Here is an 18,687-nt window from a genome sequence, read left to right on the forward strand (position 1 = left end):
GCGTTCATTTCATCGCCCCGGCGAGGGCCTTCGCGGTGGCGTTCACGATGGCCTCGGAGGTGATGGTGGCGCAGGTGACGGCGTCAATCCCCTTGACGCTCTGCTTGGCGACGATCTGCTCGGGGACGGCGACGAGCGAGCTGTAGTATTGCTTGTCTTCGAAGCGGCTGACTCGGACCGATTCGATGCGGCCGGCGGCGACGGTGACGGTGACCTCGAGCGGCCCGGCGTAGGAGATGCTGGTCGCGCGGTAGGCGCCGTCGGGGATGCGCTTGAGGTCCAGGGCATCGTAGACCTTGATGGCGTCTATGTTGGCCTGGGCGCGGTTGCGGAGGCGCTCGATCTGGCCCTTGCGCTGGCCGATGGGCTGGATTTCGAGGACCTTCTGGTAGCGGGCGACGGCGTCGGAGTAGCGGCCGTGGAGGCGGCAGACGTCCCCGGCGGCGAGGTGGCCTTCGGCCACCCAGCTCTGGTCGCCGCGCTCGTCGGGCCGCGCCATGGCGGCGGCGAGTCGGAGGGCCTTCTCAGGCTCGCCCATTTCGGACCAGAGCTTGACGATGCCGGCCGACACATAGCCGTCCACCTCGCGCATCTTGGCCACGGCCATGGCCTTGCTACCGAGGCGCCAGTAGCATTCGGCCAGGCGCACCGTGTTGAACACGCTGAGCTTCTGGCGGGCGGCCACCTTCTCCCACCAGAAGGCGGCCCGCGCCCAGTCCTGCATCAGGTTGAAGTAGCTGTTGGCCAACGCCTCCATGGTGCGCGTGAGCACGGGGGGATTGTCTTTGTGCACGGTGAGGAGGTGGTGGAGGAAGCGGATGCCGCTCTTCCAGCGGCTGGGGTTCTCGTTGATGGTGCTCCAGAGGTATTGCCCGATGTTCTTCGAGGGGTTCCAGGGGCCTTGGGGCTTCTCGGGCCACGAGAGGTCGAGGCTCTGGGGATAGTCGAGGGGCGTGGCCTCGTACCAGTCGGGCGGCGTAGCGCCCGCCTTACGGATGAGCGCAGCCACCTCGGCTTGCGAACGTGCGCCGGCCTTGGGGCTGGGCTCCGACTTGGCCTCCGGCTCGGGGTCCGATGCCACCGGGGTCTTGGCGGCCTGCGGGGTCTCCTCGTCGTCGGGCGCCTCGCCGTGCTCAGGAGGCTGGGCCTTTGTGGCGGCCTTCGATTCGGCGCCGGGCTTCTCATTCAGCACGATGCGCCGGCCGCCGATGGTGACGGCGTGGACGCGCGAGACGGGGAACCGCATCTTCGTCTCGGCCCCGCCCATCGTCACGTTGAAGGTGATGGAGTCTTTGGACTCCTCGACCACGCTGCCGCGGATCCGCTGGCCGTTGAGGAGTTCGACCTCGTCGGCGAGCGCAAGGCCCGACATCAGCAGCGAACCCGCAAGAAGCACTGCCATCACGTAGACCCGCATGCTCGGTTTCTCCAAGGCCCTGGGTCGCAATTCAAGCACGAAGGGGCGCTGGCCGTCAAGCGCGAAGGCCGACGGAGCGACCCGGCCATCCCACGAAGGGGCTGGCGTCACTCGCCCTGTATCTTGCGCAGCACCTCGACGAGACGGACGACCTTGCCCTCCTGGTGGGCGATGCCGGCCGCCACGCGGTCGCCTGCGCGCACGGTGCCCAGGGCCTCCGCGAGAGCGGGGGGCAGCCCGTCGCGGTTCACCGACACGGTGAGCAGCTTGCCGGCGAGGCCCTCGGGATTCCTGGCGGTGTTGGACTGCCAGACTCTCGTGACCTTGTCGGCGCGGAGGACCAGGACGCCTTCGCCCTTGCCGACCACCACGCCCTCGATCATCCCGCGGAAGCCTGCCACGTCGTCGGCCGTGGCCGGGCCGGCGGCTTCGGTGCGGGTTTCGGGCTTCGGCTCGTCGCGGCGCTCGCCGTCGCGGGCGACCTTCTTCTCGCGCCAGAACGCCTCGTCGTCGCCGTCGCGTCGCACGGGCTTCTCGCGGCGTTCGCCCTCGCCGTCGGGCGCGACCTTCTTCTCACGTCTCTCGCCGTCGCCCTCGGGGGCGGTCTTCTTCTCGCGCCAGCCGCCGTCGCCCTCGCCTTCGGTGCGAACCTTTTTCTCGCGCCAGCCGCCTTCGCCCTCGCCCGAGCGCTTGTCGCGCTTGGGCTGATCGGGCGCGTCGAGCACGCGGTACCTCTTCACCACGAGGCCCGGCTCGATGCCGTCCTCGCCCGGCGTCGCCTCGCCCACGAGGCGCACGCGGCGGCCGTTCGCCTCGTCCACCAGCTTCGCGCCGTCGGCCTCCTTGAGGATGCGGTAGACGGTGACCTTCTCGCGCACGCCCTCGTCGGTCTCCTTGCGTTCGACGACTTTGAGGATGCCGGCGCAGTCGCGGTCGGGCGTGGCCTTCACCCAGCCCTCGAGTTCGCGCAGCCGACCGCTCTCGGCCTCGACCTTCTTGACGCGGGCGTGGCCTTCGCCTTCGCTCTCGCGGACGGGTTCGACCTTCTTGACGCGCGCATGGCCTTCGCCCTCGCCCTCGCCCTCCGGCGCGATCCTCTTCTCACGATGGTGGCCTTCGCCCTCGCCTTCGCGGACGGGTTCGACCTTCTTGACGCGCGCATGGCCTTCGCCTTCGCCCTCGCCCTCGCCCTCGGAGCGAGCCGGCTTGTCGCGCTCGCCCTCGCCGCCTTCGGTTTCGGCCTTGCGAAGGAGCTCCATTACGGAGAGGCGGAAGCCCTGGATGTCGAATGCCTCGACGATGATCTGGTCGCCCTGTCGGAGCGACTTGAGGGTTTCGAGGTGCTTCTCGAGCATGCGGTTCTCGGGCACGACGACCTCGATCGTCTTGCCAACGGCCTGTTCGGGGTGTCGGGCCGTGCTCTGGGGCCAGGTGGCGGCCACTTTGTCAATCTTCAGCAGGAACTCGCGTGTGACCTTGCTGGTGATGGTGCCGACGAGGATGCCCTTGAAGCCTTTGAGTTCGGGGGGCAGGGTCGGGCGCTCGGCGTCGCCGCCGGCGAACACCTGGCTCATGCCGGGGCCCAGCACCGCCACGTCGCCGAAGTGGCAGGCCACCATCCCCGTCACCACCATCACCGTCACCACGGCCGACTTCTTCAGCGTCCCCATGTCGCGTTCTCCTTTCTGCGATTCGGGGTATTCGACGCTGGTGAGAAACTCGGTGCCTTTGACCTCGATGGAGCCGATGGGCGTGAGGAGCGTGAAGCGCCCCCTGCCCGGGTCAATGCGGGAGATGGCGCGGCCGCGCTGGAGCTCGATGGCCTCGTGGCGCGGCTGGCCGCGCACGACGGCCTGGGCGTTGGGGTCGAGGGCCACGCGGCAGTAGCCGCCGAGGGCGAGTTCGGCGCCGCCGGCTTCGGCGACGATGCGCTGGCCCCGCGAGAGCGCGGCGGAGCCGGTGCGGAGGGTGTCACCGTCGCCGAGGCGGAATGCGCCCGTGGCGATGAGCGAGTGTGCGCGCCCGCGGCTCGCCTGCCAGACGCCGTGGGCGGCATAGAGCGCGCCGAGGAGGACGGCGGCGGCCGCGGCCCAGCGCAGCCCTCGGCCTCGGCGGGCCGGGCGGCGCTGGATGGCGTGGGCTTTGGCGCGCAGGGTGGCCTTGGCGAGGAGACGCTCGCGGCTGTGGGCCAGGGCGTCGGCCTGGCGGCCTGCCAGGCGCTGGCGGAGCTGGCCCTCGAAGCACACGGCGGCCGCGGCCTCCTGGCGCCGGGCCGGGTCGGCGAGGGCGGCGGCCAGGGCGCGGGCTTCGGCCTCCGAGAGCGGCTCGCCCTCCAGCGCGCGGTCGAGGAGATCGTGCCAGTGGCTGCTCATGGCGCCAGTTCCCCGGCCAGTTGGCCCTCGACGCATCGCTTGAGGGCTTGGCGGATGCGGAAGAGCTGGACCCGTACGGTGGCGGCGTTCCGGGAGAGCTGCTCGGCGATCTGGGTGACCCGCAGGCCGTGCTCGTAGCGGCGGGCCACGAGGTCGCGGTCCTCGGGCGATAGGGTGCCGAGGCAGTGGTCGAGGGCGGCGTGAAGCTCGCGGCTGGCGGCGCGCGAGAGTGCGTCGTCGGCCTCCTCGGCCAGGAGAGCGAGGCGGTCGGCGGCGTCCTGCGTCAGCTTCTGATGCTCGCGCCACCAGGTCTTCACCAGGTTACGCACGGTGCCGCGGAGCCAGGCGCCGGGGTCGCCGGTGAACTCGCGCCCCTCTTCCAGGCGGTCGAAGGCGATGAGGAATGCCTCGTGCACGATGTCCTCGGCCTCGGGGGCGCCGCGGGTGAGGAAGCGCGCGTAGCGCCACGCGCCTTCGTAGTGGCGGTCCACCAGGGCTTCGAAGCGGTGGCGCAGGCGGCTGATGGCGAGTCTCCTGGTATGTGCGGCCAGCTTCCTTCATAGGGTACTGTGGCGCGGGAATCAAATGTTTCACGGTTCTCCGCCTGCGGCGCCGGCATGTTGCTGCTTGGCAACATGCCACCCATACTTGCTCATTCCTGTGAGGGTGGAATTGAGCAAGTATGGGTGGAACGCCCCCGGAGGCCGCCGGATCGCCAAAGCGCCATACTTGCTCACCTGGGGGGATGAGCAAGTATGGGGGACGGGGTGTCTGATTTGTCGGACTCGTTGGACGTGTCGGACTGGTCGGACGCATCGGACTTGTCGGGTTCGCCGGCTTCGGGGGCTAATTGGCCTTGCACGAGATGGGCGGGCTGACATGAATAGAGTCGCTGCCCCGCACGAGGGCGGAGAGACCGAGGGTGAAGGGGAGAAGGAGGAGTGGCGATGAAGCAACGGGTTCTTTCGCGCCGCGGCTGGCTGGCGCGGGCCGGGGCGGGCGCGGCAGCCTTGGCCGTGGTGAACCGCTCCGCCCTCGGCGGCGAGGGGCGCCGGGCGCCCAGCGATGTGCTCACCCGCGCCACCATCGGCATCGGCGGCGCGCTGGCGGGCACCGTGCGCCCCAACGAGCCGGGGAAGCCCCCCTTCATGCTCGCGGTGTGCGATGTGAATGAGTCTCGCTTGCAGGCAGCACTCAACAAGGCGGGCTCGCCGTGCGAGGGCTATGTGGACTTCCGCCGGGTGCTGGACCGCCAGGATATTGACGTGGTCTACATCGGCACGCCGCCGCACTGGCACGCGCTGATCTCGATCATGGCGATGCAGGCGGGGAAGGACGTGTTGTGCGAGAAGCCGATGACGCGGTTCATCGCGGAGGGCCGGGCCGTGGCGGAGACGGCCCGCCGCTACGGCCGGCTCTTCCAGATCGGCACCTACGGGCGCTTCGGCGTCGGGGGCAACGACCGCACCTACAAGGTCATGGCCAGCGGCGCGATCAAGGAGAACGGCCCGGTCGTGCGCTTCACGCGCCCCCAGTACGACTGGAAGGTGAAGATGTGGAGCGGCCGCACGCATCTCGAGCCGCAGCCCGTGCCGAAGGGGTTCCACTACGACCTGTGGCTCGGCCCCTCCCCTTCCAAGCCCTACCACCCGCACCGCGTGCACGGGAGCTTCCGCGGCTACTGGGACTACGATGGCGGCGGCCTGGCCGACATGGGCGAGCACTACCTCGACGGGCCGCAGTGTCGCTACGCGAAGGACCACACCAGCCCGGTCGAGATCGAGGCTTCGGCCCCCCGGCCCCAGCACGACGAGGCCGTGCAGATGTGGGGCTGGGTGACGCTGAAGTACGCCGACGGCACCACGTTCATCCTCGAGAGCGGCGAGTGGGGCGAGCCGTGCCCGCTCCAGGAGCGCGGCTTGCCGCCGCTGACAGACGAGCAGGAGAAGCTGGTGGCCGCCGTGCCTGACATGCCGCGCAAGTACGGCGCCGGCGAGGGCAGCTTCGAGGAGGCCGTGCGCCTGCGCGTCCAGTGCGCGGGCAACGCCGACGTGTCGCACCGCTGCGCCACCCTGCTGCACCTGGCCAACATCGCCATCCGCCTCGGACGCAAGCTGCGCTACGACCCCGACAAGGAGCAGTTCATCGGCGACGACGAGGCGAACCGCCTGGTGAACGTGCCCATGAGGGCGCCGTGGCATTTGCCTGTGTGAGGTGAGCGGCCGAGGCAGGTCTTACTACTCCGGCCGCCAACCAGTTTGCAGTGGCCGGGATCACGCTGCGTCGGCCAGGGCATCAAATGTTCCGCTTGCGGTGGTTTTCGACAAGCGAGACGCTTGTCGCAACGCGGAAGAATGCGAACTGATTCGCGGCCGTGGCAGTATCTGTCCCCATCGGTGCCATCGGTCCTATAGAACAGATAGGACGGATAGGGCCGATAGGACGCCAGAGAGGAGAGAAAGCAATGGTCGTCAGCCGCACGGGCGTCGTGTTGGGAGCACTCGTCTTCGGGCTGGGCCTTGCGGGCCTGGCCTCCGCCGCTGAGCCGCCCCAGGGCGTTGCCGCCCTCGTGGAGAAGCTGCCCTGCGACAAGCCGGAGGAGGCACAGGCCATCCTCCAGGAGATCCTCAAGGGGGCGCCCGACAGCCTCGTGGAGCTGACGAAGATGCTCAAGGCGCCCGGCCCGGACGACGACAGCAAGGCCCGCTTCGCCCTCCACGGCCTGGCGACCTGGGTGCAGCGCGCCGACGCGGAGGCCGAACGCGAGCTCTTCGCGGAGACCGTCGCGAAGCAGCTCGACGCCGACCTGGCGCCCGCGGTCAAGGGCTTCCTCATCCGCCAGCTCCAGCTCGCGGGCAAAGCCGAGTCCATCGCGCCGCTCGGCAAGTTCCTCACCGACGCGGAGCTGGGCGAGTACGCCGCCCAGGCCCTTCTGGCGATGAACGACAAGGCGGTCGTCCCGGTCTTCCAGGAGGCGCTGCCCAAGGCGACCGGCCCATGCCGCGTGGCCATCCTCCAGGCCCTCGGCGTGCTGCGCGCCGCGAAGGGCAACAGCATCGCCCTCAACGCCTTGGGCGACAAGGACCGCGAGACGCGTCTCGTGGCGGCGTTCGCTCTGGCGAACTCCGCTGACCCCTCGGCCGTGGCGCCGCTGCTCAAGGGCGCGGAGGCCGAGGAGCAGTACGAACGCAGCCAGATGACCGACGCAGCACTTCTCCTCGCCCGCCGCCTGGGCGAGACGGGCGAGAAGGCGGCCGGGGCGAAGCTGGCACGCCAGCTCCTCGCGGGCAAGGCCAGCGGCATCCACGTCCGCTGCGCGGCCCTCGTCGCCCTGGCGGCCGCGGCCGGCGAAGAGGCGATGGATGAGGTGCTGGCCGCGATGGGCAGCGAGGACCTGGACATCCGGGCCAGCGGCATCTCCGCCGCCATCGCCATGCCCGGCGAGAAGGCCACCCAGCGCTGGGTCGGCCAGCTCAAGGCCGCCAAGCCGGCGGCCAAGGTCGCCATCCTCGACCTGTTGGCCAAGCGCGGCGACCCGGCCGCGTGCCCGGCCGTCATCGAGGCGATGGGCGACGCCGACGAGGCGGTGCGCCTGGCCGCCATCCGCGCCGCCGCCACCGCCGGCACCGAGGCTGCCGTGCCGCCTCTGGCTGCGAAACTCGCGGGCGAGAGCGCCGCCGAGCGCTCCGCCGCGCAGGGCAGCCTCCTCCGCCTTCCCGGGGAAGCCGCCACCGCGGCCCTCGTGAAGCAGCTCGAGGCCGCCGCGCCCGACGCCAAGGCCCCGCTCTTCGACATCCTGGCCGGCCGCAAGGGCCGCGAGCACCTGAAGACCATCCTGGGCTACACGGCCGACGCGAATCCCAAGATCGCCGCCGCCGCCGTCGCCGCCCTCGGCAAGCTGGCAGACGAGAGCGACCTGCCGGCCCTCGGCAAGCTCCTCCTGGAGGCGAAGGACGACGCCGTGCGCTCCGCCGCCGAACGCGGCCTCGCCTCCGCCTGCTCCCGCTTGGCCGACAAGGAGAAGGCCACGGTCGCCGTCGCCGCCGCACTCAAGGACACCCAGGGCGCCGCCCGCGCCGCCCTCCTGCGCGTCCTGGGCGGCCTCGGCACCCAGGGCGCCTGCGAGACCCTCCGCGCCAGCCTGAACGACCCCAGCGCCGACGTGAAGAACGCCGCGATCCGGGCACTGGCCGACTGGCGCGACGACGCCCCGGCGGCCGACCTCCTCCAGGTCGCGAAGACCGCCACGGATGACGTCCACCACGTCCTCGCCCTGCGCGGCTACGTGCGCCTGATCGCCGTGCGCAAGGACCGGCCGGCCGACGAGCGCCTGAAGATGTGCCAGGAGGCCATGGCCGCTGCAAAACGCGATGACGAGCGGCGCGCCGTCCTCTCCGCCGTCGGCGACATTCCCACCGCCGAAGCGCTGACGATGGCGGAGGCCAGCCTCGGCAATGCCGCCCTCAAGAACGAGGCGGCCATTGCCGCCATCAAGATCGCGCGTGCCCTCAGCGGCGCCGACCGCGACGCCGCCAGGCAGGCCATCGGCAAGGCCGCCGCCGCGAGTGACAACCCCGAAGTCCAGAAGCAGGCCAAGGAGGCCGTCGCTTTCCTCGAACGCAACGAGGGCTTCATCACCGCCTGGCTCGCCAGCGGCCCCTACAAGGGCGCCAAGACCGCCACCGTCCATGAGCCCGAGAAGCCCGAGGCCAAGGACGTGAAGTGGAAGCTCGTGGCCGCCACGGGCGACCAGCCGGGCTTCGTGGACCTCAACAAGGAGCTGGGCGCGCCCGGCGATTGCGCCGGCTACCTCAAGTGCCAGGTCTACTCGCCCAAGGAACAGCCCGCCGTCATCGAAAGCGGCAGCGACGACGGCATGAAAATCTGGCTCAACGGCGCCGTGGTCATGGACAAGGACGTGCCGCGCTCCTTCAAGCTCAACGAGGACCAGACCAAGGTCACCCTCAAGGAGGGCTGGAACCAGTTGCTCATCAAAGTCGTCAACGGCGGGGGCGGCTGGGAGGCCGCGGTGCGGCTGCGCGCGCCTGACGGCGGGGCGCTGCCCGGCCTCAAGCTCAAGGCGGAGTGAGCTGCCGGGCCGCGGCCCGCGATGAAGGGAGCCGACCGTGAGAACCCCCTCGAAGGTTGCGTGGGCGGGATGGGGCATGCTCTGCTCCCTCGCCCTGGCCGGCGAGCCGCCCCAGACCCTGTGGCAGACGACGCTGAAGGACCGCATCGGCCACGCCTGGTCGGGCGAACTCGTGCATTTCGATATCCCGATCCGCCTCGCCGCCGACCCGGCCCACCACCGCCTGATCGTCGCCGAGGGCGACACCGCGGCCGAAATCCCGTTCCAGACCACCGTGTCGCCGGACAGGAAGCGCCAGCTCTGGTGCGTGGTGAACCTGTCGCCCTTCGCGGAGAAGACGCTGCGCCTCGAAGCGAGACCGGCCGCCACGGACATCACAACCCCAATGCCGGCCACCGAGGCCAAGGACCGCTGGCAGATCGAAAGCGGCGCGCTCCGCATCGAGGTGCCGCGAAGCATCGCCGACAGGACGGCCGAGAACGACGCCCCCCCTCCCCTCCTCCGCCTCCAGAACGCCGCGGGAAGCCCCTGGGTCGGCGCGGGCCGCTTCAAGGGCACGGGCGACCTCCTCTCCCTCAAGGCCGCCGTTCACCGCGGCCCCGTGACCACCGAGGCCACGCTCCACTATGAGTTCGAGAAGGGCAAGTACGACGCCTGGCTCCGCCTCATCCGCGGCCAGCCCGAGGTCCTCTGGATGGAGCGCGGCGAGTTCCAGAGCAGCGATGCCTCGCTCGAATGGGACCTTGCAGGCTTCGAGCCTGGCACAGGCGTGTGGGACTACTATCGCACCCAGAGCGAATGGCGCAAGACCGCCCTCGGCGTCTCCAAAGCCTATCCCATCGAGGACGGGCAGGCCGAGACGACCACCTTCACGCCCTGGGTCCAGTGGTGGATGGACGACGTTTCGACATGGCTCGAGCTGTGGGACAAGGAGAAGGCCTGGGCCATAGGCATCTTCACGGGCGACCCGCTCGACTGGGGACCCGAGGACCGTGAAGCCTATCGCGCCGCCGCCTTCCGTCTCGACCGCCAGGGCCGCCGGGCCAAGCTGCACCTGCCGCTGCGGAAGGGCACCCGCACCTGGGGCCTCTCGCTCGCGCCCCGCACCCCCGACGAGCGCATCGGCCCGAACACCACGGTAGGCCCCGCCGACACCGCCCGCCGCCAGATCAAGTACGCCGAGTCGCCCCTCGACGAGGTCAAAGACTATGTACTCACCGACGCCACGCCGCCCACGTCCTATCCCCTCTTCGCCATCACGAAGGCCGACCGCGAGCGGCTGCGCGGGGCGGCGCCGCAGGGCATCCCGTTCCTCCAGAAGCTTGCCGAAGCGGCCGAATGGGCGAGGAAGGCCAGGCCCATCGAGGATGCCGAGGGCTTCTGGCACCTGGGCGTGCCGCCCGACCAGCGTCCCTGGCCCGCGCTGCCGCCCAAGGACACCCTTGCCGCCGCCGCCCTCCTCGGCATCCCCTGGGCCGCCGAGAGCCACCTCCGCTGCATGGTCCTGCGCGAGAGCCTGGGCTGCGTCGAGAACATCCTGCGCCACGTGACCGGCCCCGGCATGGGCATCGCCCCGCACAACTGGATGTGCGGCGGCCCGTTGGCCTACTTGCCGCCGCTGGCCGACCTGGCCATGCCGCACCTGAGCAGCCGCGAGCGCGACGTGCTGTGCGCCCGCCTGCTGTTCCTTGCCTACAAGCTCGCCTCCGAGAGATACTGGGCGCCGCGTCTCGGCTTCTCGGCCAACCCGAACATGACGACGCTCGTCTACGCCGAGCTGGCCTTCCTGTCGTTCCTCTTCCCCAAGCACCCGATGGCCGCCGAGTGGCGCAAGGCGGGCGTGGGCGAGATGTTCCACGAGGTCGAAACATGGTCCGGCCCGAACGGCGGCTGGCTCGAGGCGCCCCATTACGCCACCGTAGCCCTCGACCACATCGTGGCCATCGGCTACGCGACGAAGAACCTCGGGCTCGGCGACAAGCTGCTCTACCACGAGCGCCTCAAGAAGTCCATCGAGTGGCTCGCCAAGATCGCCACGCCGCCCGACCCGCGCTTCCACGGCCTCCGTCACTCGCCTCCCATCGGCAACACCTGGCTCTACGAGACCACCTGCCTCCCCGGCTACATGGCCAAGGTCTGGCGCGACCGCGACCCTGCCTACGCCAACGCCATGCAATGGATGTGGGAGCAGCAGGGCCGCCCCCTCCACCCCGGCATCGGCGGCGCCTATCCCACCACCGACGGCTTCCGCGAGGCGCTCTTCAGCCCCTTCCCCTCGCTCGGGCCGCCCCAGTGGGGCAGCGAGCAGTTCCCCGGCAGCGGCGCCATCCTTCGCGCCCATTTCCCCGGCGACCGCGAGACCCAGCTCTACCTCATCCAGGGCAAGCTCCACGACCACTACGACGACGACCAGGGCAGCTTCGAGCTCTGGGGCAAAGGCCGCCCGCTCCTGTGCGACTTCGGCTATAACGGCTATGACCCCGCCGAGCACCACAACCGCATGGACATCAATGGCCCCGGCGACATCGTGGCCTTCGCCACCACGCCCGCCGCCGACTTCCTCCACAACCGGCAAGGCGCCTGGGACCGTCGCATCCTGTTCGTCAAGGACCCCGACCCCCTCGGCCCCAACTACGTCCTCATCCGCGACACCGTGGGCAAGGACGCCGCGCGCCCGGGCAACTGGCGCCTGTAGATGAACGCCTCCGAGCCCCCCCAACTCGACCGCCAGGACGACACGACCGTGCGCGCCAGGGGCCGGCACGACGTGGACCTCGACCTCTGGTTCCCCCCGGCCGCGAAAGCCTTGTTGCCGCTGGACAAAGGGTCCCTCAAGACCGACTTCCTCTCCATCAAGACGCACAGCGCCGGCCCCCCCTCGACCGACCAGTATGGCCTGCACCTCGTGCTGGAGCCGGGCGCAAGCCTGCCCTTCATCCTCTACCCGCGCCTGCGCGACGAGAAGCCCCCGGCCCTCTTCGTCCACGGCACGCCCGAGGCCATCGAGCTCGCCAGCCCGGCGGGCACGGACTACCTGTTCCTTTCGCCCGAGTCGCGCGAACTGCGCGTCGCCAACATCCGATTCAAGGGCACCGTCGGTGTCGTGCAGGCGCGCGGGAAGCAAGTCACGCTCACCCTCTGCGCACCGGGGGAATTGAGCTTCGGCCGCCTGGAACTGGCGGGCGAGAGGCCGGTCTCTCGGGCCTTTGCCCGACAGGATTGAAATGGCGTTGAAACCGGGCGGTCAGTCTGCTAGAATGCACGGAGACAGGGTGGAGACTTGACAGATGCGTCTGACCCGATCTTCTTGGGTGTGCATCTTCATCGTCGTCGCATCGCGGCTCGGCCTCGCCGTTCCCATCACCCTGCTCGAGTACACTTTCCCCACGGCGGGCGGCGCGGGGGTCGAAGTCCACTCCTCGCTCAACCCAACCACCGTCGCCGTAGGCCTCAACCCGTCGTTCAACATGGCGATTCGAGACACGGCGGGCACCATCACCCTCGGCACCGAGAACCCCACGCCGAACTACGCCACGCAGCCTGTGCTGCGCGTGGACCCCGATGGCAATTCCAGTAGCCTGGCTCAGGCCATTACGAACAACAAGTACTTCGTCTTCGCGCTGCAGCCCGACCTCAACTACGAGCTGGACCTGCTCCAGCTCGAGTTCCTCACTGCGCGCGGGGGCGCGGGCACGCCGCGCGGTTGGGGGCTGCGGTCGAGCGTTGACGGCTATGCCTCCACCATCGCGGGGGCGGACATCACAACCGTGCGCGCGACATGGTCGAGCGTCACGGTGCCCCTGCCCGCTTCGTACTTCGAGGGCATCACGGGCCCCGTCACGTTTCGCATGTACGTGTACTCGCCCGCGGACGGCTCGACCATCGAGTTCGACAACATCCGCCTCATCGGCGAGGCGACGCTACTGCCCGAGCCCGCCACCATGTCGCTCCTCGCCGTGGGGGCGCTGATCCTCGTTCGTCGCCGCCGCAAGTGACCCTGGCCCGCGCCCGCGTCTCCCCCATTTCCCCCCGTTCCGAGCCCGTGGTATAATGCCGCCGTCGGCGGCCCCAGGACACTCCACGCGGAACAGCCATGAAGAGCCGCTGGGCCATCTTCGCGAGCGCACTGGTCATCGGCCTCTCGGGCGCCATGATGCCCGGGCCGCTGCTCACGGCGAGCATCGGCTACACGATGCAGCGCGGGTTCCTCGCGGGCGGACCGCTGCTGGTCCTCGGCCACGCCATCCTGGAGCTTGCGCTCGTGGTGCTAGTCCTCGCGGGCATCGGGCCGCTGCTGTCGCGGCCAAGGGTGGGCGCCGCCATCGGCCTCGTCGGAGGCGCCGTGCTCATCTGGATGGGCTACGGGATGATTTCCTCAGCCATGGGCGGGATGCGGCTCGCTGCCGAGCCGCGCGCGGGCACACTGATGACCAGTCCCGTGCTCGCGGGAGCGCTCATCTCGCTTGCGAACCCCTACTGGTCGCTGTGGTGGGCGACGATTGGGCTGAAGTACATTGCTCTTTCGCGCGAAAGAGCCAACACCGGTGTCGTCGCATTCTACTGCGGCCATCAACTCTCGGACGTGGCCTGGTACTTCTTCGTCGCAGGCGCCGTGGCCCTGGGCCGCAAGGCCATCCCCGATGTGGTCTATCGCTGGGCCATCGGTGCCTGTGGCATCGTGCTCCTGGCCTTCGCCGCATACTTCATGGTCGGAGCGGTCCGCACCTTCGTTCGCGCGCGTCTCGCCCTCCCGAAGGTTCCAACACCTTCGGGAGGGTAATCCGGCCGCGCCCTGGCCGGGGCGACGTGACGTTACCCTCCCGCAGGTACTGGAACCTGCGGGAGGGAGCGGACTCTCAACTGAAAGGGGAAACCGAATGCGTCTCGTCACATTCCGCAAGGGCAAGGCCAACCATCTCGGTGCGATCGTGGGCGACAGCGTGGCCGACATCGTGGCGGCCAGCCGCGCCAGCGGCGGCCCGGCCCTCCCGGCCGACATGATCGCGCTGCTCGACATGGGCGCCAAGGGCCTGCGCGCCGCCAAGGCCGCGGCCCGCTTCGCCCTCAAGAACCCCAAGCGCGGCCTCCTCGTGCCGCTCGAACTCGTGCGCCTCGAAGCCCCCGTGCCCTGCCCCCGCAAGCTCCTCGCCCTCGCGGGCAACTACTCCTCGCACCTCAAGGAGGAGGGCAAGAACGCCCGCGCCAAGCGCGAGCAGACGCCCCGCGTGTTCATGAAGCCCCCCTCCACCACCGTCAACCGTCCCGGCGGACCCATCCCCATCACCCGCTATTCTCACTTCGTGGACTGGGAGGTGGAGCTGGGCATCGTTATCGGCCGCAAGGCGAGGGACGTGTCGGCTAAGGATGCTTCCCGCCACATCGCAGGCTACACCATCGTTAACGACATCTCGGAGCGCGAGTTCTGCGTCCAGAAGCGCACGAAGACCGAGGACTTCGACAAGTTCTTCGACTGGCTGAACGGCAAGTGGCCCGACGGCTTCGCCCCGATGGGGCCGTGCATCACCACGCCCGACGAGATCGGCGACCCGATGAACCTGGCCATCCGCCTGAGCGTGAACGGCACCGTGATGCAGGACGCGAACACGAGCGGGATGATCTACAACTGTGCGGAAATCGTGTCCTTCATCTCGCGCTGGGTCACGCTGGAGCCGGGCGACATCATCGCCACGGGCACCCCCGCCGGCATCGGCAAGGTGCGCGGCATCCGCCTGAGGCCAGGCGACCTGGTGCGGTGCGAGATTGAGAAGATCGGTGTGCTGGAGAACAGGGTCGTGAAGAGCTGATGCGTGATGCGTGAGAAGAGAGACTGCCGACTCGCTTTCCCGGGGCTCGCATTACACAAGCTCGCCGTCGCGCAGGACGAGTCGGCCGCTCAGAAGCACGTGGTGGACCCCTTCGGCGAGGAGGAGCGGCTGGTCGTAGGTGGCGCGGTCGCGGATGGCCGTGGGGTCGAAAACCACGAGGTCCGCCGCCATGCCCTCGGCGATGACGCCCCGGCCATCCAGGCCATAGCGGCGGGCGGGAACCGACGTGATGCGGCGAATGGCCTCCTCGAGCGGCAAGAGACCAAGGTCCCTCACGTAGTGGCCAAGGTAGCGGGCGAAGCAGCCCGAGGCCCTCGGGTGGCGTGCGCCGCCCATCGGGATGCTGTCGCTGCCCACAAGGCACAGCGGGTGACGCAGCACCTCGCGTAGATCGCTCTCCTCGATCGGCCAGCCTACGACGCCCACGCGCAGCCGCTCCTCAACCAGAAGGTCCACGCAGGCGTCGAAGACGTCCTTGCCCACGGCCTCGGCGAAGGCGGGCAGGCGCAGGCCCTCGAAGCGCCGGTTCGCCTCGCTCCACACGCTGGCGATGTGGACCTCAGACCAGTCGGCCGCGGGCGCAGCATCCCGCAGGCGACGCCGCTCGGCGGGCTCGCCCAACAGAGACAACGCCGCCTCGATGCCCCCCGCATACACCTCGGGCGCGAGGAACAGCGCCGACATGAGCGTGTAACCTTTGAGGTAGGTGTACATGTCGAAGGCGACGTCCACCCCCCTCGCCCGCCAGGACTCGATGTGGGTGAGCACATCGCCCGCGCGGTTGCGGAACCTGCCCTGCGGCCTCAGGTGGGAGATCTGGACGGGCAGGCCGGCGCGGCGGCCGATCTCGCACGCCTCATCTATCGCATCAAGGAACTGGTCAGTGTAGTTGCGCAGGTGCGTCACATAGACGCCCCCGCGCGCGGCCACGACCTCGGCCACCGCGACGAGTTCCTCGATGTCGGCCTCGGAGCCGGGGAAGTAGGTGAGCCCGGTCGAGAGCCCCCGGGCGCCTTGCTCCATTCCCTCGGCGGCGAGGGCCTTCATCCGGTCGAGCTGCCGCGACGAGAGCGGGCCGCGGCGCATCCCCGCCACCTCCGCGCGCAGCAGCCCGTGCGGCAGGATGGCAACAACATGGGCCGCGCTGCCCCGGAGGAGCGCAAGGTAATCCGCCACGGTGCGGAACGGCGGCAACGCAGGATCGCCCGTGATGCCGGCCAGGTAGTCGCGAAACAGGGCCTGGGTCCCGGGCGATGCGGGCGCGAAGCCCAGGCCGCACTGGCCAACATGGTAGGTGGTGATCCCTTGCCGCAGGCCGTCGAGATGGGCCGGCTCGGCAACAAGCGACAGGTCGAAGTGGGTGTGAATGTCATGGAAGCCCGGAGCCACGGCCAGGCCCGTAGCCTCCAGCACCTCGCCGTCGGCGCCCTGGCCGCAGCCGCCGACAGCGGCGATGCGGCCGCCCTCCACGAGCACATCGGCCCGCCTTGCCGGCGCGCCCGTGCCGTCAATCACCGTGCCGCCTCGCACAAGAATGCGGCCCAATTTGCCCATCACCTGCCTTTCCTCTACAATCTCCGTCGTGGGTCGTCAGTATAGCACGGACGCTCTCCGGCTACCAGTCTCCTGAGGACGTTGCGATGGGTTCTGTGGCGATTGCGGAACTGGATACCCCCGCGTTGGTGATCGATCTGGACGCGCTGGAGCGCAACCTGCGGCGGATGGCCGCGTTCTTCGCGCCGCTGCCGTGCAAGCTGCGGCCCCACGCGAAGACCCACAAGTGCACCGAGATCGCGCGCCGCCAGGTGGCGCTGGGGGCCATCGGCATCACGTGCGCCAAGCTGGGCGAGGCCGAGGCGATGGCCGCGGGCGGCATCGAGGACATCCTCATCGCCAATCAGGTGGTCGGCGAGCGCAAGCTCCAGCGCCTCGCAGCACTGGCCCGTCGCGCCCTGGTGACCGTGGCCGTGGACAATCTGGTCAACGCCGGCGCGATTGCCGAAGCCGCGCGCCGCGCCGGGGCCACGGTGGGGGCGCTCATCGAGGTGGACACGGGAATGGGGCGCTGCGGCATGCCCGCCGACCGAGCGACCATCGTGCGCGCCGCGCAGGAGGTCGCGCGCATGCCGGGGCTCCGCTTCCGCGGCCTGATGGGCTACGAGGGCCACGCCGTGCTGCTGGAGGACGCCACCGAGCGAAAGGCCCGGGCCGAAGCGGCCGCACGCACCCTGGTGGCCTGTGTCGAGGCGGTGCGGAAGGCGGGGATCGCGGTGGAGATCGTCTCGGCCGGCGGCACAGGCACCTACGACCTCACCTCGCAGGTCGAAGGCATCACCGAAATCCAGGCCGGCTCGTACGTGTTCATGGACGCCCGCTACGCGCGTGTGAAGCCCGAGTTCGAGAACGCCCTCTTCCTCGCCGCCACCGTGGTGAGCCGGCCCACGCCCGACCGCGTGGTGCTCGACGCTGGGATGAAATCCGTCACCCACGAATTCGGCCTGCCCGCCGTGGCCGAGCCGCCGGGCCTGAGGCTGGCCAGCCTGTCGGAGGAGCACGCCACCTGCACGGCCGAGGGGCTGTGCGACCTGGCGCCCGGCGACCAGGTGTGGCTCCTACCCACGCACTGCTGCACCACCGTGAACCTTCACGACCGCTACTGGTGCGTGCGCGACGGCCGGGTGGCGGCCTCCTGGCCCATCGAAGCCCGCGGCAAGTTCGCCTGACCCCCGTTGACTCCCCTCCCCTGCGTGCGTAGAATCTGCCCTGCGCACTGACAGAGAGCGAAGAAGCCCACATGACCGTGACCACCATCGTCGGCGCCAGGCCGCAGTTCGTCAAGGCTGCCCCCGTCTCGCGCGCGCTCGCCGCACGCGGCGTGGCCGAAACGCTGGTCCACACCGGCCAACACTACGATCCGCAGCTCTCCGACGTCTTCTTCGCCGAGCTGCGCCTGCCAAAGCCCCACCACCACCTGGGCATCGGCTCCGGCACCCACGCGGCGCAAACGGGGCGCATGCTCGCCGCCATCGAGGCCGTGCTCGTGGCGGAACGGCCCGACTGGGCGCTCGTCTACGGCGACACCAACTCGACCCTGGCCGGCGCCCTCGCTGCCGCCAAGCTAGGGATTCGAGTCGCCCACGTGGAGGCGGGACTGCGCAGCTTCAACCGCACCATGCCCGAGGAGATCAACCGCGTGGTCGCCGACCACCTGGCCGACCTCCTCCTCTGCCCCACCCAGGCCGCCGTGAGAAATCTGGCCGCCGAGGGCATCCAGCGCGGCGTCCACCTCGTGGGCGATGTGATGTACGATTCCCTGCTCCATAACCTCCGCCTCGCCGACCAGGCGCCCAGCCCTCTCGAGGCCATCGGCATCGCCCCGCGCGCCTACTACCTCGCCACCGTGCACCGCGCCGCCAACACCGACGACCCCGCCCGCCTCGCCCGCCTGCTCGGCCTGCTCGCGGGCCTCGATGCGCCCGTGCTCCTGCCGCTCCATCCCCGAACAGCAGGAGCCCTCGCCGCCGCGGGCATGGAGGCCCGACACGGAGTCCTCCGCCCCATCGAGCCCGCCTCGTACCTTCAGATGCTCCGCCTCGAGCGGCACGCCAGGGCCATCCTCACCGACTCGGGCGGCGTGCAGAAGGAGGCCTACCTCCTCGCCGTGCCCTGCATCACCCTCCGCGCCGAGACCGAGTGGGTGGAGACTGTGGAAGCAGGCTGGAACGCGCTGGTGGACGCGGATGCGGCGCGCTTCGCCGAGGCGATGGAGGCCGTGGCCCGATGGGACGGGCAGCGCGCGCCTTTCGGCGCGGGCAGCGGACGCCCCGACCTCTACGGCGATGGCCACGCCGCCGAGGCCATCGCGGAAATCCTCACCCGAGTCCAGGAGGAGTAGCCTCTCTTGCGGACGCATGTGGCGACAAGCGCCGCGCTTGTCGAGACGCCGAAGGGGACCGCAAGCGGGATGCTTGCGGCCACACAGAG

The 18,687-nt window shown here is 69.9% G+C and carries 13 protein-coding genes; 9 read left to right on the plus strand and 4 right to left on the minus strand.

Annotated features, from left to right (window positions below; all coding sequences use genetic code 11):
• Nucleotides 1–4: 4 nt before the first annotated feature.
• The 3 genes from PLE19_08105 to PLE19_08115 all read right to left on the minus strand — a co-directional run bounded on the left by PLE19_08105 (nt 5) and on the right by PLE19_08115 (nt 4,283).
• Nucleotides 5–1,417 carry an FMN-binding protein gene (locus PLE19_08105; protein HPD14897.1) on the minus strand — a complete coding sequence of 471 codons (1,413 nt, stop codon included), beginning with the start codon at nt 1,415–1,417 and terminating at the stop codon, nt 5–7.
• Between the two features lie 107 nt (nt 1,418–1,524).
• Entirely contained in the window at nt 1,525–3,789 is a 2,265-nt protein-coding gene (locus tag PLE19_08110; protein HPD14898.1) for a FecR domain-containing protein, read from the minus strand.
• Nucleotides 3,786–4,283 carry a sigma-70 family RNA polymerase sigma factor gene (locus PLE19_08115; GenBank protein HPD14899.1) on the minus strand — a complete coding sequence of 166 codons (498 nt, stop codon included), beginning with the start codon at nt 4,281–4,283 and terminating at the stop codon, nt 3,786–3,788. The genes PLE19_08110 and PLE19_08115 overlap by 4 nt, the downstream gene beginning before the upstream one ends.
• Before the next feature lie 453 nt (nt 4,284–4,736).
• Here PLE19_08115 and PLE19_08120 point away from each other — a divergent pair, with 453 nt between their 5' ends.
• From PLE19_08120 to PLE19_08150, 7 genes are all read left to right on the plus strand, one after another.
• Entirely contained in the window at nt 4,737–6,002 is a 1,266-nt protein-coding gene (locus PLE19_08120) for a Gfo/Idh/MocA family oxidoreductase (protein ID HPD14900.1), read from the plus strand.
• Nucleotides 6,003–6,253: 251 nt separating this feature from the next.
• Complete coding sequence (locus tag PLE19_08125) at nt 6,254–8,878, plus strand: HEAT repeat domain-containing protein (protein ID HPD14901.1); 2,625 nt, start codon at nt 6,254–6,256, stop codon at nt 8,876–8,878.
• A 37-nt stretch (nt 8,879–8,915) separates the two neighbouring features.
• On the plus strand, nt 8,916–11,573 hold the full coding sequence (locus PLE19_08130) for a heparinase II/III family protein (protein HPD14902.1): 2,658 nt from the start codon (nt 8,916–8,918) through the stop codon (nt 11,571–11,573).
• Complete coding sequence (locus PLE19_08135; GenBank protein HPD14903.1) at nt 11,574–12,101, plus strand: hypothetical protein; 528 nt, start codon at nt 11,574–11,576, stop codon at nt 12,099–12,101.
• Between the two features lie 64 nt (nt 12,102–12,165).
• On the plus strand, nt 12,166–12,873 hold the full coding sequence (locus tag PLE19_08140; GenBank protein ID HPD14904.1) for a PEP-CTERM sorting domain-containing protein: 708 nt from the start codon (nt 12,166–12,168) through the stop codon (nt 12,871–12,873).
• Between the two features lie 98 nt (nt 12,874–12,971).
• On the plus strand, nt 12,972–13,658 hold the full coding sequence (locus PLE19_08145) for a LysE family transporter (protein HPD14905.1): 687 nt from the start codon (nt 12,972–12,974) through the stop codon (nt 13,656–13,658).
• Nucleotides 13,659–13,755: 97 nt separating this feature from the next.
• The gene (locus tag PLE19_08150) at nt 13,756–14,682 is read left to right on the plus strand and encodes a fumarylacetoacetate hydrolase family protein (GenBank protein ID HPD14906.1); all 927 of its coding nucleotides are present in this window, start codon (nt 13,756–13,758) and stop codon (nt 14,680–14,682) included.
• A 51-nt stretch (nt 14,683–14,733) separates the two neighbouring features.
• Here PLE19_08150 and PLE19_08155 read toward each other — a convergent pair whose 3' ends face one another.
• A complete protein-coding gene (locus PLE19_08155) occupies nt 14,734–16,257 on the minus strand; it encodes an amidohydrolase family protein (protein HPD14907.1) in 1,524 nt (507 codons plus the stop codon).
• A gap of 86 nt (nt 16,258–16,343) precedes the next feature.
• Here PLE19_08155 and PLE19_08160 point away from each other — a divergent pair, with 86 nt between their 5' ends.
• Both PLE19_08160 and wecB read left to right on the plus strand, forming a co-directional pair.
• Entirely contained in the window at nt 16,344–17,426 is a 1,083-nt protein-coding gene (locus PLE19_08160) for a DSD1 family PLP-dependent enzyme (GenBank protein ID HPD14908.1), read from the plus strand.
• A 71-nt stretch (nt 17,427–17,497) separates the two neighbouring features.
• Nucleotides 17,498–18,598, plus strand: coding sequence for a UDP-N-acetylglucosamine 2-epimerase (non-hydrolyzing) (gene wecB, locus PLE19_08165; protein ID HPD14909.1), 1,101 nt, complete (start codon nt 17,498–17,500; stop codon nt 18,596–18,598).
• Nucleotides 18,599–18,687: the final 89 nt, after the last annotated feature.

Source organism: Planctomycetota bacterium, assembly GCA_035384565.1.
Classification (GTDB): Bacteria; Planctomycetota; PUPC01; order DSUN01; family DSUN01; genus DAOOIT01.

Coding starts and splice junctions, on each gene's coding strand:
- PLE19_08105 (HPD14897.1), bottom strand. CDS start 1,417: ATGCGGGTCTACGTGATGGCAGTGCTTCTTGCGGGTTCGCTGCTGATG.
- PLE19_08110 (HPD14898.1), bottom strand. CDS start 3,789: ATGAGCAGCCACTGGCACGATCTCCTCGACCGCGCGCTGGAGGGCGAG.
- PLE19_08120 (HPD14900.1), top strand. CDS start 4,737: ATGAAGCAACGGGTTCTTTCGCGCCGCGGCTGGCTGGCGCGGGCCGGG.
- PLE19_08125 (HPD14901.1), top strand. CDS start 6,254: ATGGTCGTCAGCCGCACGGGCGTCGTGTTGGGAGCACTCGTCTTCGGG.
- PLE19_08135 (HPD14903.1), top strand. CDS start 11,574: ATGAACGCCTCCGAGCCCCCCCAACTCGACCGCCAGGACGACACGACC.
- PLE19_08140 (HPD14904.1), top strand. CDS start 12,166: ATGCGTCTGACCCGATCTTCTTGGGTGTGCATCTTCATCGTCGTCGCA.
- PLE19_08145 (HPD14905.1), top strand. CDS start 12,972: ATGAAGAGCCGCTGGGCCATCTTCGCGAGCGCACTGGTCATCGGCCTC.
- PLE19_08150 (HPD14906.1), top strand. CDS start 13,756: ATGCGTCTCGTCACATTCCGCAAGGGCAAGGCCAACCATCTCGGTGCG.
- PLE19_08155 (HPD14907.1), bottom strand. CDS start 16,257: ATGGGCAAATTGGGCCGCATTCTTGTGCGAGGCGGCACGGTGATTGAC.
- PLE19_08160 (HPD14908.1), top strand. CDS start 16,344: ATGGGTTCTGTGGCGATTGCGGAACTGGATACCCCCGCGTTGGTGATC.
- wecB (HPD14909.1), top strand. CDS start 17,498: ATGACCGTGACCACCATCGTCGGCGCCAGGCCGCAGTTCGTCAAGGCT.